This is a genomic window from Williamsia muralis, from assembly GCF_051487485.1.
GTDB lineage: Bacteria > Actinomycetota > Actinomycetes > Mycobacteriales > Mycobacteriaceae > Williamsia > Williamsia muralis_B.
In genome coordinates this window covers 360587-377994 of sequence record NZ_JAHVCV010000003.1, presented here as the reverse complement: position 1 = coordinate 377994, position 17408 = coordinate 360587, and the positions used below count along the sequence as shown (strand labels likewise).

Below are 17408 nucleotides of genomic sequence, written 5' to 3'. Positions count from 1 at the left end.
ACACTTCGGTGGCTGAAGGGTTTTGTATCGTGCAACATCCTACGGGCGCCGCATTCGAGAGAGAACGCACCTGCTCGTGCCATGCTTGGCGAATGACTTTCCAAGGTGGCGGTCCACTCGACACAGGCAACGTCTCCGGCGGCGGCGGCGGAGGTCGTGGCCGGCTGGCCCTCGGTGGCGGGGCGGGACTGATCGTCATCGTCGTGGCCGCTCTGCTCGGGATCGATCCGAACGCGATCGGCCTCGGTGGTGACGAGACCGGTTCGAGTACCTCCTCGCAGCAGTCGGCGATCGACGAGCACATCCAGAGCTGCACCATCGAGAAGGCCAACGTCGACACCGTGTGCCGAATCGTCGCGACCACCAACAGTCTGGACCGCGTGTGGAGCGACATCATGCCGGGATACGAACCGCCGCAGACGAAGATCTTCTCCGGCAGCGTCGACACCGCCTGCGGCCCGGCCACCTCCGACGTCGGGCCTTTCTACTGCCCGGGTGATCAGACCGCCTATTTCGATCCGACCTTCTTCGACGTGCTGAGCGATCAGCTCGGCGGCGGCGACGGCCCGCTGGCGCAGGAATACGTGGTCGCCCATGAGTACGGCCACCACATCGAGTACCTCACCGGGGCCCTGGAGAAGGGTCAGCGCATGGGGGCCGCCGGCCCGACGTCGGGATCGGTGCGGATCGAGCTGCAGGCCGACTGCCTGGCCGGCGTTTGGGCGTTCAACGCAGACAAGGGTCCGGACGCGATGCTCGCGCCGCTCACCCAACAGCAGATCTCCGACGTGATCCAGACGGCGAAGGCCATCGGCGATGACGCCATCTCGGGCGACAGTTCGAATCCGGAAGGGTGGACACACGGTTCATCGGACCAGCGGGTGCGATGGTTCAACGTGGGATACAACCGCGGCGATGCAGCGGCATGCGACACCTTCGCGGCGAGCAGCCTGTGACCCGGGAGGCCACGGGGATCGACCGGATCGCGGAGGGATTCCTGGAACGGTCGTGTGCACTCAACCCCATCGAGGCCACGCATCTCGGTGTCGTCGGCCACGATCACCGGCTCACCGACTTCTCGCCTGCCGGTGAGGAAGAGCGGGCCATCGCCAAGCGCGACACCATCGCGGCACTCGCGGCCGAGGCACTCACCGACGATGTCGACCGGGTAACCGTGGCGACCATGACCGACCAGTTGAACCGGTCGTTGGCCGTCGACGACGCCGGATTGCGAACCGGTGAGGTCAACGTCATCGAATCGCCGTTGCAGGCGGTCCGCGACGTCTTCGACCTGATGGCCACCGATTCCCCTGCCGACCAGGATGTGTTCTTGGCCCGGCTGGATCAGGTCCCGACCTGCGTGGAGACCATCATCGAAGGGATCCGGGCCCGCCTGTCGTCCGGCCCCGCCCTGACCAGACGCCAGGTCGAATTGGTTGCGGCTCAAGCCGATAGCGCCACCTCGTCGATCTTCAGCAATGCGACGGCGATCGAGTCCACAGACCGCGTCGATCTGCTCGACGACCTGCGCGGACGCGTGGGTGCAGCGATGACACGGCTGGCGGCCGTCCTACGCGACGACGTGCTGCCCGGCACCACCGACGCCGATGGCGTGGGCCGTGATCGCTACCGCCTGCACTCGGCGGAGTTCGTCGGTGCCGACATCGACGTCGACGACGCGTACGCATGGGGCGTGGATCTGCTCGATTCCATTGTGGCCGAACAACAGACGCTGGCCGAGGTGATCGCGCCGGGAGCGGGTGTGAACGGTGCACTCGAGGCCCTCAACGCCGATCCGCGGTACCAGATGACCGATCGGGACGCGTTTGTCGCCTGGATGCAGGAGCTGTCGGACCGGGCCACCGCCGAGGTCGGCCGCGAACACTTCGACATCCCTGCCGATCTCACCGCACTCGAATGTCGGCTGGCACCGGCGGCCACCGGGATCATCTACTACACGACGCCAAGCGAAGACCTCAGCAGGCCGGGGCGCATGTGGTGGTCGGTTCCACCGCAGCAGAAGGTCTTTCACACGTGGCAGGAGACCACCACCGTCTTCCACGAGGGCGTCCCAGGACATCACCTACAGCTCGGTTCGGCGATGGTCAGTCCCGACCTCAACCGGTGGCGCAAATTGGCGTCGTTCACCTCCGGTCATGGTGAGGGCTGGGCCCTCTACGCAGAACGACTGATGGGGGAACTCGGCTGGCTCGAGGATCCGGGTGACCGGATGGGGATGCTCGACTCGCAGCGTCTGCGCGCCGCCCGCGTTGTCGTGGACATCGGGGTGCACTGCGGTCTCACCGCACCGGAGTCGGTGGGTGGAGGGACTTGGGATGCCGACAAGGCGTGGACGTTCCTCACCTCGGCCGTCGCGATGGACCGCACCGTCCTCCGCTTCGAATTGGACCGTTACCTCGGCTGGCCCGGCCAGGCGCCGTCGTACGCGCTGGGGCAACGGGTGTGGCAGCAGGCCCGCGACAACTACTTGCACCTCAACCCCGGCGGGTCACTCAAGGACTTCCACCGCAAGGCGCTGGCGCTCGGCGGGGTCAGTCTGGATGTCCTGCGGTCCGAACTCACCTGACCACCGATCAGGCGCCAGTCACCACCGACCGAGCCTTTCCGCCGCGCGGACTGCCCGCTCGGCGGATTACTCGGGCGGGTTCTCGGCGACCGGCAGACTCGGGGTGTGGGCCTGACTCCCCCATGTGCGTCCGGTGAACGGTGCCGGTTCGGGGTCTCCGCTCACCGTGAAGGTGCAGGCGACCGACCCGGTCATAACCAGTGCGGTCAGCCCGGCCGCGCACCAGAGCCGGCCCCGGCGGCTCATCGGCCTGCGGCCAGCTGCGAAGTCAGTTGCTGCACAACATCATCGAGCGCCAGACGCTGCTGGTTCCCGTTGCTCAGGTCCTTGAGCTCGACCTCCCCGGAAGCCAGCTCGTTCTCGCCGAGAACCAGTGCGAACCGCGCGCCCGATCGGTCCGCCGCCTTCATCGCTCCCTTGAGCCCGCGACCGCCGTAGGCGATGTCGACCCTGACCCCGGCCGCCCGAAGGCGACCGGCCACCTCGACGAGGGCGTCTTTGGCAGTGTCACCGAGTGGCACCCCGAACACCTCGCACCGTGCGTCCGTTGCCGCAGCGATCCCTTCGGCCTCCAACGCCAGAACGGTGCGGTCCACGCCCAGCCCGTAACCAATACCGGACAGCTCCTGTTTGCCGCCCAACTGCTTCATCAAGCCGTCGTAGCGACCACCGCCACCGATGCCCGACTGCGCGCCGAGCCCGTCGTGAACGAACTCGAAGGTGGTCTTCGTGTAGTAGTCCAGGCCGCGGACCAGCCTCGGGTTCTTCTCATACGCCACGCCGAGCCGGTCCAGGTGCCCGATCACCGCATCGAAGTGTTCCCGAGCCGAGTCCGACAGGTAATCGATCATCAGAGGGGCACCGGCCGTCGCCTCACGGATGTGCGGCCTCTTGTCGTCGAGCACTCGCAACGGGTTGATCTCCGCTCGGCGCCGCGTCTCTTCGTCCAGATCGAGTCCGAAGAGGAACTGCTGCAAGGCTTCCCGATACTGAGGCCGGCAGGTGTCATCACCGAGCGAGGTGATCTCGAGGCGAAAGCCCTTGAGTCCCAATGCGCGAAAGCCCTCGTCTGCGATGGCGATGACCTCCGCGTCGAGTGCCGGGTCATCGATCCCGATCGCCTCGACACCCACCTGCTGCAACTGGCGGTACCGGCCTGTCTGCGGCTTCTCGTAACGGAAGAACGGACCTGCGTAGAACAGCTTGACCGGGAGTTGGCCCCGATCGAGGCCGTGCTGGATCACCGCCCGCATCACGCCCGCGGTTCCTTCCGGACGCAGCGTCACCGACCGGTCGCCACGATCGGCGAACGTGTACATCTCTTTCGAGACGACGTCGGTGGATTCTCCGACGCCCCGCGCGAACAACGCGGTGTCCTCGAAGATCGGCAGCTCGATGTGTGAGTATCCGGCCAGTCGTGCCGCCCTGGTCAATGCGTCACGGACGGCGACGAACTGGGCCGATGACGGCGGAACGTAGTCTGGTACGCCCCGCGGCGCCTGGAATCCGGCATTCACAGTCCGTGACGTCCCTTCGATCGGTTGGTGGCCGGTCCATCCTGCCCGGGGTGGGACAGATCGGCCAAAAATGGATTGCCGGCACGTTCGCGGCCGATGGTCGTCTGCTCGCCGTGCCCTGGCAGTACCAACGTCTCATCCGGCAGCCCCAGCATCCGGTCGGCGATGGAATCGAGCAGTTGTTGGTGGTCTCCGCCGGGCAGGTCCGTGCGGCCGATGGAACCGGCGAACAGAACGTCGCCCGCGAAGCAGACCGGAACAGTCCCCTCCGGGGTGTCCACGTCGACACCGAACAGCACCGAACCCTGCGTGTGACCCGGCGCGAGGTCCACCGAGAAGGACAACCCCGCGACGTCCAGGTCTTCGCGATCGGCGAGATCGATCACCTTCTCCGGCTCCCGAAATACGGTGTCGCCGATCATCGCTCCGAGTGCCCGTCCGATTCCGGCCGCCGGGTCGGCGAGCATGTGTCTGTCCGCCGGATGGATGAATGCCGGGATGGCGTATTCGTCGCACAACTCGGTGGCGTTCCAGGTGTGATCGAGGTGCCCATGGGTCAGCAGCACTGCCACCGGGGTCAGTGAATGCTCGGCCAGTAGTGTGCGCACTCCCGGAGCGGAGTCCTGACCTGGGTCGATGATGATCGCCTCGCTACCGGGAGCGGGCGCCACCACATAGCAGTTGGTGGCGAACACGCCCGCGGGGAAGCCCGTGATCAGCATGGTCTGCACTCCTGGGTCGGGGAAGGTGTTCTTTCATCATCCCAGCACGGCAAAACGTGATCGCCCCGGCCACGTGCCGAAGTCGGCGCGCCAACGTCGCACCCATATAACGTGCTCTCAGCATTTGCTGGCAGACTCGCACCGGATGCCCCGCGCCCGGGGTGCAGCGAGACGGACGATTTATACGGAGGATCTCTGCGGTGTCGAGCAACGAGCAACGACGGCAGGCGGCGAAACGCAAGCTGGAGCGGCGGTTGGAGCGGCAGCAGCAGGCCGCGCGCAAGCGCAAGATCATCATCGTGTCGACGTCCGTGGTGCTGGTCGTGGCGGTCGCCGCGGTGGCGACCACGCTCATCGTGAAAAAGGTCGCTGACGACAACGAGAAGGCCCGCTGGACCGCGTGCAGCTACGTCGAGGACACCGCCGACCCGTTCGAAGGCCTACCGGACACCGTGCCGGCAGAGGTTCCGGCTGACCAGCAGCCCAAGTTCCAGCAGTTCCTCGGTGAGCTCAAAGCCGGTGCCGCCAAACAGCGTAAAGCGCCCATGCCCGGCGACAAGCAACTCAAAGAAGGCACGGTCGACGTCGTCTTCGACACCAGCCAGGGCGCAATCCCGGTTCAACTGAACCGAAAGGACGCCCCCTGCAACGTCGGCGCGTTCGAGAGCCTCATCAAAGAGAACTATTTCAACGACACCTCCTGCCACCGGCTGACCAGCGATCAACTCAAGGTGCTCCAGTGCGGAGACCCCACCGCCACCGGTCGCGGTGGGCCCGGTTGGCAGAGTCCTGACGAATTGCCGACGGGCTTCGCGCCGGCCGGCGAGGCCGACCCGACCACCGGAGCGCAACCGGTGACGTATCCCCGCGGCACCATCGCGGTGGCCAACAGCGGCACCAACCAGGAAACCGGAGCGGGAACCGGCGGAAGTCAGTTCTTCATGGTGATCCAGGACGGCGTACTGCCTGCCGATTACACGGTGATCGGCAAGGTCGAAGAGCCCGGCCTGCAGGTGCTGGACAAAGTGCTTGCCGGCGGCATCACGCCCGGCTTGCGCCCGAACCAGTCCACCGGGTCGCTCGATGAGAACCCGTCAGACGGCAAACCCGTTCTCCCGGTGGACATCACCACCGCCACGATCGGCAGCTGAGAGCCACCTCGGCCGTCTCGACCCGATGAGCGGCAGGGTCGACTATGCGGCCGAGGTGACCCGGTACACGTCGTAGACACCTTCGACGTTGCGGACCACGTTGAGGACGTGGCCGAGATGCTTCGGGTCACCCATCTCGAAGGTGAACTTGCTGATGGCCACGCGATCACGTGATGTGGTCACCGACGCCGACAAGATGTTCACCCGCTCGTCTGCGAGGACGCGGGTGACGTCCGACAGCAGACGCGACCGGTCGAGGGCCTCGACTTGGATGGCGACCAAGAACACCGACGACGGTGACGGCGCCCATTTGACCTCGATGATCCGTTCGGACTGCTCGCGCAGTGCTCCGGCGTTGGTGCAATCGGTGCGATGCACGCTGACTCCCCCACCACGGGTCACGAATCCCATGATCTCGTCGCCCGGAACGGGTGTGCAGCACTTCGCCAGCTTGGCCAGGACGCCGTCCGCGCCGGGGACCACCACACCGGCATCGCCCGTCTGGCGCGCCGGGGAAGGCATGGTCGACGGGGTGGACCGCTCGGCCAGCTCTTCTTCGGCGTCTTCGAGCCCACCGAGCTGCGCCACCAGACGACTGACCACGTGGCGTGCGGAGACATGCCCCTCACCGACAGCGGCGTAGAGCGCCGACACATCCGTGAAACGGAGCTCATGGGCAATCGCGCCCATGGAATCACTGTTCAGCAGCCTCTGAATCGGGAGTCCGCCTCGCCGAACCTCTTTGGCGATGGCATCCTTGCCGGACTCGAGAGCTTCCTCTCGGCGTTCTTTGGCAAACCACTGCCGGATCTTCGCCTTCGCGCGCGGACTGACCACGAACGACTGCCAGTCCCGCGACGGCCCCGCGGTGGCGGCCTTCGAGGTGAAGACCTCAACGACTTCACCGTTCTCGAGTGTGCGTTCGAGCGCGACGAGCCGACCGTTGACCCGCGCCCCGATACAGCGGTGGCCGACCTCGGTGTGGACCGCGTAGGCGAAGTCCACCGGCGTCGATCCCGTGGGAAGGGTGATCACGTCGCCCTTGGGTGTGAAGACGAAGATCTCCTTGACTGCGAGGTCGTACCGCAGCGATTCGAGGAACTCGCCGGGATCGGCAGCCTCTCTTTGCCAATCGAGCAACTGCCGCATCCACGCCATGTCGTCGATCTCGGCGGAGTCGGAACTGTGCTTGCCCTTCGTCTCCTTGTATCGCCAGTGGGCCGCTATCCCGAACTCCGCCGTGCGGTGCATGTCGCGGGTGCGGATCTGAACCTCGAGGGGCTTGCCCTCGGGACCGATCACGGTGGTGTGCAGCGACTGGTACACCCCGAAACGAGGCTGGGCGATGTAGTCCTTGAACCGGCCGGCCATCGGTTGCCAGAGTGAATGCACCACGCCCACAGCGGCATAGCAGTCCCGCAGGTCGTCGCACAGGATGCGCATGCCCACGAGGTCATGGATGTCGTCGAACTCGCGTCCCTTGACGATCATCTTCTGATAGATCGACCAGTAGTGCTTGGGCCGACCCTCGACGGTCGCCGTGATGCGAGATCCCGTGAGCGCGTTGATGATGTCCGCGCGAACCCTGGCGAGGTAGGTGTCTCTGGAGGGGGCCCGGTCGGCGACGAGACGGACGATCTCCTCGTAACGCTTGGGATGCAGGATGGCGAAGGCGAGATCTTCGAGTTCCCATTTGACGGTTGCCATGCCCAGTCGATGCGCAAGTGGGGCAATGACTTCCAGGGTCTCGCGAGCTTTGCGCGCCTGCTTTTCCGGTGGCAGGAAGCGCATGGTGCGCATGTTGTGCAGGCGGTCGGCGACCTTGATCACCAGGACCCGTGGATCACGGGCCATCGCGATGATCATCTTGCGAATGGTCTCGGCCTCGGCCGCGTTGCCGAGAGCGACCTTGTCGAGCTTGGTCACGCCGTCGACGAGGTGGGCGACTTCTTGCCCGAAGTCCTCGGACAGCTGTTCCAGGGAGTACCCCGTGTCCTCGACGGTGTCGTGCAGCAACGCCGCCACCAGCGTGGTGGTGTCCATGCCGAGGTCGGCGAGAATGGTGGCCACCGCGAGCGGGTGCGTGATGTACGGGTCGCCGGACTTGCGGAACTGCCCGCTGTGCTTGGCCTCCGCGGTGTCATAGGCGCGTTGGAGAACGGTGACGTCTGCTTTGGGGTAGCCGTCGCGGTGAAGAGCGACAAGGGGCTCGAGCACCGGCCGGATCGAACTCTTGGTCGCGGTCATCCGCCGGGCCAGGCGAGCCCTGACACGGCGGGAGGCCGATGTCGAGACAGCGCCGTTCGACCCTTTGACCGGGGCGACGTCCGCAGCCGGGGGTGCCACCGGGGCAACGCTGTCGCCGGTCGGGGCCTGCGTCAGAGCACCAGGCGTCTCTTCGGCCATCGGTCACCTCCTGTGATGTGAAGGATCGAAAACTACCAGTCAGATCATGTCCATCAACCCTAGACCTCAGCCCGGAGCCAGGGCAGACAGCCCGATGTCACCGACCGCCTCGCTGATTGCCGCCCGGCCACCGAGTGCGCCGAGTTCCATCACCACGGCCACCGCGACCGGTATCGCCCCGGCTTGGCGCAGCAGCTTGATCGCGGCGATGACCGTTCCTCCGGTCGCGAGCACGTCGTCGACGATCAGAACCCGCATCCCCGTGAGGTCGAGGCCGTCGGCCGGGATCTCCAGGCAGGCAGATCCGTACTCGAGGGTGTACTCCTGCATCAGCACCGGCGGGGGCAGCTTTCCGGCCTTCCGGACCGCCAGCACCCCGGTGCCGAGCTCGAGTGCCACACCTGAGCCCAACAGAAATCCCCGCGCGTCGATTCCCGCCACCAGATCGATCTGACCGGCGTCGCAGTCGGCGAGGCCGGCAATCACCGCACGAAGCCCGGCCGGATCGGCCAGCACGGGTGACAGATCTTTGAACTGGACTCCCGGCGACGGAAAATCGGCAACCATGCGAGTGAGCCGCTCGATTGCCGACGAGGCCTCGCGAGCGGTCTGTGCCTCGCGGCCGGTCTGGGTGGGGCTGTCCATGTTCTCAAGTCCTCATCTGTTCGATTACCACCGTTCGACGTCGTGCGCCTCGGTGGGCCTGCGTGGTCACAGAACGCGGGTCAGGTGTCCGACAGCATCCAGCGATCAATGTTCCATCCCGTACCGACGCGAGCGTTCCCGGGCACCACGTTGTCCACATTGTCTCCCGAAAGCCGCGTTCGCGGCTCGACGAACAACGGGAGGGCCGGCATGTCCTGCCACAGCAACAACTCGATCTCGCGTAGGAGAGGGAGCTGACCCGCGGGCCGAACCGTCACCGCGAGCTGGTCGATCAGGGCCGAGACCCTCGCATTCGAGTACCTGCCGATGTTGCTCGGATCGCTGCGATGGAAGGCGTAGGAATCCCGGATGGGGTCGGCGGCGCCCGTTGCCGCGAATCCGTTGCCGGAAGCGGTGATCAGGGCATCCACGTCGGCGCCGAGACTCGCCGGACCGATGGTCTCGGAGGCGGCGTCGACCACGGTGATGCCGGCACGCTGGCAGCTGGCCGTGATGGCGGCCACCATCTGACCCCTGCGCATATCCGGTCCGAGATATCCGATTCGGACGGTCATGGCAGCGCCTGCCTCTGACTCGCGGGCTTCCCGTGCGGCACGCTCTGGGTCGGCCCGCAGGTAGTCGCGACCGAACTCGGCATCGAGTGCAGCGGTGAACAGATCACCGGGCCCGAGCAGATGGTTGTTGGCGATCGGGGCGCCGCGGCCGAACTCACGGGCGAGACCGTCCCGGGGTACACACGCGGCGAACGCACGGCGCGCGGCAGAGGTGGAGAACACACCGCGACCGGCCATGACGATCCGCTCGACCCCCAGCGAGGCCGGTGGCATCGGCCCCGGAGGTGGCGCCGCGGTGGAGCTGGACTGTCGGCGCGGCGCCGGGTCGACGGCGCTGTAGGTTCCGGCCCCGATGTCGAGCACGTCGACCTTCGAGTCACCTTTGCCGTCTGCGAAATCGTCGCTCATCGCAGTGGACCGCGGCCACAGGGTCAGCTGCTGCTCACCGGCGGGTTGGCCCCACCATCGATCGTTGGCGGACAGCACCAGTCCGCCGTCTCGGGTGTAGTCCTGCACCCGGTAGGGGCCCAGTGCAGGGAAGTCTGCGGATTCGAACTCGCCGGGTGTCATCGACAGACCCGTGTTCCAGATCCGCGCCATCTGTCCCAGGACGCGGCGGTCGCCTCGGCTGATGGGTCCGACGACATCCGGCACGCCCGACGCCCGGGCAACCACCTGAGGAGGGATCAGTGTCCCCGCCCCGAACAGCCCCTTCCAGTCGCGATAGGCGCGGCCGGGCCGGAAGGTGACGGTCGCCGTCTTGGCGCCGGGGGTGCACTCGACGCTTTCGATGTCGCGATAGCCCGCGGTGGTGACGGGCTCGAATCCGGAGAAACGAGCGCTGTGGGCAGCCCACGCCAACGTGATCGCATCGCAGGTCAGCGGTACCCCGTCGGAGTACACAGCCCGGGGGTTGATCTGGTAGTTCACCGTCAGACGGGCAGGATCAACCGGTTGTGGCGTCGCGGTACCGATGTCGGTGTCCGCGATGACGCGACCGTCCGGCCCGAGGTAGCTGAATCCGGGCAGCACCCGCGCCAGAGCCATCTTCCCTCCGCCGATGCCACCGCTCAACGTCTCGGTGTTGTATGTCGTCACCGCGCCGTCGATCAGGTAGTTCACCGAAAACTCGGCATCTTTTGAGCAACCCGCGACCACTGCCGTCCCACACACCATCGCCAGCGATGCGGCAAGCAGTGCGCGGGTTCTCATCACCGCACAGGTTAGCGTTTGCGGCGCCGCTTACCCGACGGACGCGCCCCTGCATGTGGGGCGCTTCCCGACCGCTGCGCTCGAACCGGCGCGGGGGCGGTTTTGGTCAACGTGGTGGTGCCACCGACTGCGGGTGCGACGTCCTCGGTCGCCGGTACCGATCGACCCTCACGCTCGGTCCGACGGGCCAACACCTTGCGGGTGTGCGAGCCGATGTCCTTACGCCGTTCCTTGAGGGTGACAAGCAGCGGGGTGGCCAAGAAGATCGACGAGAACGTGCCGGTGATGACACCGACCATCTGGACCAGTCCGAGGTCCTTGAGGGTGCCCACTCCCAACACCCACACCGCGATGACCATCAGCGACAGCACCGGAAGCACCGAGATGACCGTGGTGTTGATCGATCGCATCAGGGTCTGGTTCACCGCGAGGTTGGCCTGCTCGGCGTAAGTGCGCCGGGTGGTGTGCAGCACACCACGGACGTTCTCTTCCACCTTGTCGAAGACCACGACGGTGTCGTAGAGGGAGAAGCCCAGGATCGCCAGGAAGCCGATCACCGTCGCCGGTGTCACCTCGAAGCCGACGAGGGAGTAGATGCCCGCTGTGGTGGCGATGTCGAAGAACAGGGCAGCGATCGCTGCCGCCGCCATCTCCTTGTCGAAACGGATGGCGATGTAGATCGTCACCAGCACAAGGAACACCGCCAGCGCGATCAGTGCCTTCTCGGTGATCTCACCGCCCCACGTGGAGCTGACATCGGACGAACTCACGTCGTTGGGCGCGAGCCCGAACTCGTCTGCCAGAGCGTTGGTGACGCTGATCAGTTCCTGGGCATTGAGGGTCTCGGTCCGGATCTGCACGGTCTGGCTTGCGCCCGACCCCGCGGTCTGGACCGACTGCGGATCCTCGCCCATGGCCTCGGCGTAAGTCGACTCGACCTCACTGGTCGACACCTCACCGGTCTTGGGGAACGAGATCTGGGTTCCGCCCTCGAACTCGATCCCGAGGGTGAATCCGCGGATCCCGATACTCGCGAGCGAGATGAGCACCAGCGCGGTGGTGATCATGAACCACATTCGCCGGCGGCCGACGATCTCGAAGGCGCCGGTACCCGTGTACAGGCGGGACAGCAGCGACCTGTTGGTCGCGGCGGTGAAGTCGGCGTCGCTGGTGGGTGCTCGGCGGTCGGTGTCAGCCATTGCGCACTCCTCCCGAAGTAGTGGTGGGACGCTCGGCTGCCGCCTGGCGCCGGTCCTTCGCCACCTGGGTGACCGCGCCGAGACCGTTCACGCTCGGCTTGGACAGGAAGTTCGACCGGGACGCGTACACCACCAAGGGATGGGTCACGAGGAAGACCACCACGACGTCGAGAATGGTCGTCAATCCCAAGGTGAACGCAAATCCCTTCACGTCGCCGACGGCGAGGAAGAACAGCACACCCGCCGAGATCAGGCTGACAGCGTTGCCCGACCAGATGGTGCGTTTGGCTCGTGCCCAGCCGCGTGGAACAGCCGAGCGGAAGCTACGGCCCTCACGCATTTCGTCCTTGATCCGCTCGAAGTAGACGACAAAGGAGTCCGCGGTCATGCCGATACCGATGATCAAACCGGCGATGCCGGCGAGATCGAGAGTGAAGTTGATGTACCGCCCGAGCAGGACCATGAGCCCGTAAACCATCATCCCCGACAGGGTCAGCGACAGAACCGTCAGGATTCCGAGCATCCGGTAATACGCCAAGGCGTAGATGAAGACCGCGATCAGACCGATCAGGCCTGCGATCAGACCGGCCTTGAGCGACGACCAGCCGAGCGTCGCGGACACCGTCTGTGCGTCAGATGCCTCGAACGACAGTGGCAACGACCCGTACTTGAGGACGTTGGCCAGATCCTTGGCCTCGGTCTGGGTGAAGTCGCCACTCACCTCGGTGGTGCCGTTGATGGCGCCGTTGATCTGCGGGGCGCTGACCACCTTCGAGTCGAGGGTGAAAGCTGTTGCCTTGCCGATGTTCTGGGCGGTGTAACTCGACCAGAAGTCGCGGGCGCCGCCCTTGTAGTCCAACCGCACGATCCATGCGCCTGCACCCTGGGTGGTCCCGGCCTCGGCCTTGTCGATGTCGCTGCCCTTGATGATCTGCGGTTCGAGCAGATACACCTGGGTCCCGTCCTCGGAACACGTCACCAGGTACTGATCGGGATCGTCGTTGCCCTGCAACGGATCCGGCGCAGAGGGATCGCAGTTCATCTTGGCCATCTGCGCTCTGAGCGCATCGGTGTTCGCGTCCTTGGGCGCCTGCCGCAGTGCCTTGGCCTCTGCGATCGCCTGTTCGGACGTCTGCCCCTCGGGTGCGGGCGGAGCGTTGGGCTGGGGGGTGGCCGCCTGGACATCGGCGACCGGGCGCACGTAGAGCAACGCGGTCTGTCCGAGTGTGCGGGCCTGTTTGCCGTCGTCACCGGGAACCGTGATCACCAGGTTGTCACCGTCGATGATCACCTCGGACCCGGAGACGCCGAGGCCGTTGACCCGCTGTTCGATGATCTGTTTGGCCTTGTCGAGCTGGTCCCGGCTCGGTGCGCTGCCGTCAGGGGTACGTGCGGTCAGGGTGACCCGCGTGCCGCCCTGGAGGTCGATACCGAGTTTCGGGGTCGCTTCTCTGCTGCCGGTGAAGAACACCAGCCCGTACACCACGATCATCAACAGGAAAAAGACGATCAACATCCGTGACGGAGGTACTTCACGGTTTGACGACGATGCCACGCTGCCTACGTCTCCTCAGTTGTCCTACAAACCCCGTGCAGACCGCAGGGGCGTCCGTCACGGTACGTGCTCCGACATCGCGATGTCGCGCACGCCCGTGTGACGCCCCCTCGGCCGGGAGAGCTCTATGACTTGTCTTGGTCTCCGCGAGACTTCTCGAGAGTGATCGAGTCGTCGTGATCGGCATAACTGTCCGCGTTGCCGTGGTCGGCAAAGCCGAAGTCGTCGTCGGAATCGGTGACCGTGTTGTCGATCAGCCCGACGCCGGGGTAGCTGTCGGCGAGGTCGTCGGCATGGACGACCTCACGGATCGCCAACCGGTTCCAGCGACTGACAACGCCATCGGCGATCTCGAGGTCAACGGTTCCGTCGGCCAGCCCGGCAACAGTGCCGTAGACGCCCGAGGTGGTCTGGATACGTGCGCCGATCTGGAGCGACTCTTGCATCTCCTGAGCCGCGGACATCGCCTTCTTCTGGCGACGAACGGACAGGATCATGAAGCCGACCAAGAAGACCAGCAGGATAGGAAATATCAATTCCATGGTGGTGTGTTCAGTCCTTGATTTGTCATTCGTGCACACGAGCAGCGCTCGCCATCACACCCAGTGTGCCATCCCGGGCGTGCCGGACCCGAATTCGCCGCTGAGCTCCGGCTGAGAAATGTCAGATCGCGGCCGGGTCGTCGTCACCGAACAGCGACATCATGGCGGACCCATCCTCGCGCACGCGCACCCCGAACGAACCGTTCAGGGCGCCGGCAGGCGGCGTGAGACCCAGGTGGTGCCACGCGGCGGCAGTCGCAACCCTTCCCCGCGGGGTGCGGGCGATCATCCCGGCACGCACGAGGAACGGTTCGCACACCTCTTCCACCGTGGCCGGCTCCTCCCCGACCGCGACGGCCAAGGTGGACACACCTACCGGTCCGCCGCCGAAGCCGCGGACCAGTGCGCCGAGAACAGCCCGGTCGAGCCGATCGAATCCGAGTTCGTCGACGTCGTAGACGGTCAGGGCAGCCCGGGCCACCGCGAGGTCGACAACGCCGTCTGCCCTTACTTCCGCGTAGTCGCGCACCCGACGCAGGAGACGGTTGGCGATGCGGGGGGTACCGCGGGAACGGGACGCGATCTCGGCACCGGCGTCCGGCTCCATCGTGATCCCCAGAATGCCTGCCGACCGGCTCAGGACACGCTCGAGTTCACTTTCCTCGTAGAACTCCATGTGTGCGGTGAACCCGAATCTGTCCCGCAGCGGGCCCGTCAGAGCGCCCGAACGCGTGGTGGCGCCAACCAAGGTGAACGGTGCGACGTCCAGCGGGATGGACGTGGCACCCGGCCCCTTGCCCACCACCACGTCGACGCGGAAATCCTCCATCGCGAGGTACAGCATCTCCTCGGCGGGCCGGGCGATGCGGTGGATCTCATCGATGAAGAGGACGTCTCCTTCGACCAGGTTCGACAGCATCGCGGCGAGGTCTCCTGCGCGCTCGAGGGCGGGCCCGGACGTGACCCGCAGCGCGGCACCCATCTCCCCCGCGATGATCATCGCCAACGAGGTCTTGCCCAGCCCCGGTGGACCCGACAGCAGAATGTGGTCGGGGGTGCCGCCACGGCCGCGCGCCGCCTGCAGCACCAGCTCCAGCTGTTCGCACACCCTCGGCTGACCGATGAAGTCGCCAAGCGACTTGGGACGCAGGCTGTTGTCGAGGTCGCCGTCCGCCGTGATCCGGCCGGCGTTGACGGTTCGGTTGACCGGTTCGGGGTCGGTGATCGGGTAACCCGAGTCATCGATGCCGTCGATGTCGTCGGGAGTCATCGGGTCTTACCCAACGACGCAAGCGAGGCACGCAGGACTGTCGCGGAGTCGGCGTTCGGCTGATCCGCCAGCACTGCGATCACCGTCTTCTCGGCGACGGGAGCCGCAAAGCCAAGGCCCACAAGCGCTTCGGCGACCTGGTCCCGCACCGACGAACTCGGCAGGCTCGACGCGTCACCTGCGGTGGTGTGCGGTCGGTCGACTTTGTCCCGCAGTTCGACCACCAGTCGCTCGGCAACACGCTTGCCGATGCCGGGGACGGTGATCAATGCCTTGGTGTCGCCGCCGGCCAGAGCCTCACGCAGGGCATCGGGCTCGAGAACGGCGAGTGTGGCCATCGCCAGACGTGGTCCGACGCCGGTGACGGTCTGCAGAAGCGTGAACAGCGAACGGGCATCGGGCTCGGTGAACCCGTACAGGGTCATCGAGTCCTCGCGCACGATCATGGTGGTGAGCAGCGTCGCCTCCGAGCCACGCCGGACCGAACCGGCTGTGCTGGGGGTGACGAGGACCTGATATCCGACGCCTGCGCAGTCGATGACGACATGGTCGAGCGCCACGTCGACCACGGGCCCACGTACCGATGCGATCATCGTCCGGCCGCCTTCTTGGCCAAGGCCACGCGATCGCGATACGCCTTCTGCTGCGCCAGCGCGACCGCCTGCGCCTGCTCCATCCGTTCCTGGATCGGCCCACGCCAGCAGTGGCAGATCGCAAGGGCAAGTGCGTCCGCGGCATCGGCGGGCCGGGGTGCCTGCTGCATGCCGAGGATGCGGGTGACCATCGCCGTCACCTGGGCCTTGTCGGCCCGTCCGTTTCCCGTCACAGCGGCTTTCACCTCGCTCGGTGTGTGGAATCGAACGGGTACCCCACGCTGGGCCGCGGCCAGGGCGATCACGCCACCGGCCTGAGCGGTGCCCATCGCGGTGCTGACCTGGTGCTGGGCGAACACACGCTCGATTGCCACGACATCGGGCCGGTGGGTGTCGAGCCAGTGCTCGGCAGCGGTGTGAATGGCGAGCAAGCGGTTCTCCAGTGCCATGTCGGGTGGGGTACGGATGACGTCGACGTCGAGCGCGGTCACCGAGCGGCCCGTGCCCGACTGGATGAGCGCGATACCGCACCTGGTCAGCCCGGGGTCCACACCCATCACCCGCATGCAAACCCGCTTTCGGCTACGACTCGAATCTGCTCGGGACGAACAGTTGTTCGATATCGTAACCGGCGGTCGCGACGGTCTCAGGCATCAACACGCGCCACCGGTGATGTCACTCCGATTCGAGCTCGGCGAGCACCTCGTCGCTGATGTCGACGTTGGAGTAGACCTCTTGCACGTCGTCGGAATCCTCGAGTGCGTCGATCAGTTTGAACACCTTGCGGGCGCCATCGGCGTCGACCGGGACCTCCACCGAGGCACGGAAGCTGGCCTCGGCGGATTCATAGTCGATGCCCGCATCCTGAAGTGCCGTCCGGACCGCGACCAGATCTGTGGGTTCACTCACGATCTCGAAGGTGTCGCCCAGGTCGGTCACCTCCTCTGCGCCGGCTTCGAGGACGGCCATCAGGATGTCGTCCTCCGTCTGGCCGTTCTTCTCCAAGGTGACGACACCCTTGCGCGCGAACAGGTACGAGACCGAGCCGGGATCGGCCATGTTGCCGCCGTTGCGGCTCATGGCGGTGCGAACCTCGGTGGCGGCGCGGTTCCGGTTGTCGGTGAGGCACTCGATCAGGATCGCGACACCGTTGGGGCCGTATCCCTCGTAGGTGATGTTCTGCCAATCGGCGCCGCCGGCTTCTTCGCCACCACCGCGCTTGCGGGCGCGCTCGATGTTGTCGTTGGGTACCGACGACTTCTTGGCCTTCTGAATGGCGTCGTACAACGTGGGGTTACCACTCGGATCTCCGCCACCCGTGCGTGCGGCGACCTCGATATTCTTGACCAGCTTGGCAAACATCTTGCCGCGCTTGGCATCGACCACCGCCTTCTTGTGCTTGGTGGTGGCCCATTTTGAGTGGCCGCTCATTCA

Annotated in this window: 16 protein-coding genes; 3 read left to right on the top strand and 13 right to left on the bottom strand. The window is 65.8% G+C overall.

All coding sequences use genetic code 11. The features are described 5' to 3' along the window. Positions 1-92: 92 nt before the first annotated feature. Complete coding sequence (ypfJ, locus tag KXR83_RS10165; RefSeq protein ID WP_437424731.1) at positions 93-956, top strand: KPN_02809 family neutral zinc metallopeptidase; 864 nt, start codon at positions 93-95, stop codon at positions 954-956. After that, the gene (locus KXR83_RS10160; RefSeq protein ID WP_437424730.1) at positions 926-2587 is read left to right on the top strand and encodes a DUF885 domain-containing protein; all 1662 of its coding nucleotides are present in this window, start codon (positions 926-928) and stop codon (positions 2585-2587) included. Before ypfJ ends, KXR83_RS10160 begins: the two co-directional genes overlap by 31 nt. Before the next feature lie 66 nt (positions 2588-2653). On the opposite strand, the gene KXR83_RS10155 is transcribed toward KXR83_RS10160, so the two are convergent. The 3 genes from KXR83_RS10155 to KXR83_RS10145 are packed head-to-tail and all read right to left on the bottom strand — an operon-like array spanning position 2654 to position 4826. Beyond that, positions 2654-2833 (bottom strand): hypothetical protein, encoded by a 180-nt coding sequence (locus KXR83_RS10155; protein WP_437424729.1) that lies wholly within the window; start codon positions 2831-2833, stop codon positions 2654-2656. Next, complete coding sequence (hisS, locus tag KXR83_RS10150) at positions 2830-4104, bottom strand: histidine--tRNA ligase (RefSeq protein ID WP_437424728.1); 1275 nt, start codon at positions 4102-4104, stop codon at positions 2830-2832. Before hisS ends, KXR83_RS10155 begins: the two co-directional genes overlap by 4 nt. Beyond that, complete coding sequence (locus KXR83_RS10145) at positions 4101-4826, bottom strand: MBL fold metallo-hydrolase (protein ID WP_437424727.1); 726 nt, start codon at positions 4824-4826, stop codon at positions 4101-4103. The genes hisS and KXR83_RS10145 overlap by 4 nt, the downstream gene beginning before the upstream one ends. A gap of 200 nt (positions 4827-5026) precedes the next feature. On the opposite strand from KXR83_RS10145, the gene KXR83_RS10140 reads away from it, so the two are divergent. Continuing rightward, entirely contained in the window at positions 5027-5977 is a 951-nt protein-coding gene (locus KXR83_RS10140) for a peptidylprolyl isomerase (protein ID WP_437424726.1), read from the top strand. Positions 5978-6019: 42 nt separating this feature from the next. Here the strand turns inward: KXR83_RS10140 and KXR83_RS10135 are convergent, their stop codons facing one another. From KXR83_RS10135 to KXR83_RS10090, 10 genes are all read right to left on the bottom strand, one after another. Then, a complete protein-coding gene (locus KXR83_RS10135) occupies positions 6020-8383 on the bottom strand; it encodes a RelA/SpoT family protein (RefSeq protein ID WP_062797972.1) in 2364 nt (787 codons plus the stop codon). A gap of 66 nt (positions 8384-8449) precedes the next feature. Then, the gene (locus KXR83_RS10130) at positions 8450-9028 is read right to left on the bottom strand and encodes an adenine phosphoribosyltransferase (RefSeq protein ID WP_437424725.1); all 579 of its coding nucleotides are present in this window, start codon (positions 9026-9028) and stop codon (positions 8450-8452) included. A gap of 80 nt (positions 9029-9108) precedes the next feature. After that, complete coding sequence (locus tag KXR83_RS10125) at positions 9109-10815, bottom strand: ABC transporter substrate-binding protein (RefSeq protein ID WP_437424724.1); 1707 nt, start codon at positions 10813-10815, stop codon at positions 9109-9111. 11 nt (positions 10816-10826) lie between these two features. Beyond that, positions 10827-12014: a protein translocase subunit SecF gene (gene secF / locus KXR83_RS10120; RefSeq protein ID WP_437424723.1), complete on the bottom strand. Its 1188-nt coding sequence runs from the start codon at positions 12012-12014 to the stop codon at positions 10827-10829. Then, complete coding sequence (gene secD, locus KXR83_RS10115; RefSeq protein WP_437424943.1) at positions 12007-13530, bottom strand: protein translocase subunit SecD; 1524 nt, start codon at positions 13528-13530, stop codon at positions 12007-12009. Before secD ends, secF begins: the two co-directional genes overlap by 8 nt. Positions 13531-13694: 164 nt before the next feature. Next, a complete protein-coding gene (gene yajC, locus KXR83_RS10110) occupies positions 13695-14111 on the bottom strand; it encodes a preprotein translocase subunit YajC (RefSeq protein ID WP_437424722.1) in 417 nt (138 codons plus the stop codon). 121 nt (positions 14112-14232) lie between these two features. Then, positions 14233-15381 (bottom strand): Holliday junction branch migration DNA helicase RuvB, encoded by a 1149-nt coding sequence (gene ruvB / locus KXR83_RS10105; RefSeq protein ID WP_437424721.1) that lies wholly within the window; start codon positions 15379-15381, stop codon positions 14233-14235. Continuing rightward, positions 15378-15974 carry a Holliday junction branch migration protein RuvA gene (gene ruvA / locus KXR83_RS10100; RefSeq protein WP_437424720.1) on the bottom strand — a complete coding sequence of 199 codons (597 nt, stop codon included), beginning with the start codon at positions 15972-15974 and terminating at the stop codon, positions 15378-15380. Before ruvA ends, ruvB begins: the two co-directional genes overlap by 4 nt. Then, positions 15971-16540, bottom strand: coding sequence for a crossover junction endodeoxyribonuclease RuvC (ruvC, locus tag KXR83_RS10095; RefSeq protein ID WP_437424719.1), 570 nt, complete (start codon positions 16538-16540; stop codon positions 15971-15973). The genes ruvA and ruvC overlap by 4 nt, the downstream gene beginning before the upstream one ends. Before the next feature lie 109 nt (positions 16541-16649). Next, complete coding sequence (locus tag KXR83_RS10090; RefSeq protein ID WP_437424718.1) at positions 16650-17405, bottom strand: YebC/PmpR family DNA-binding transcriptional regulator; 756 nt, start codon at positions 17403-17405, stop codon at positions 16650-16652. Between the last annotated feature and the right edge of the window lie 3 nt (positions 17406-17408).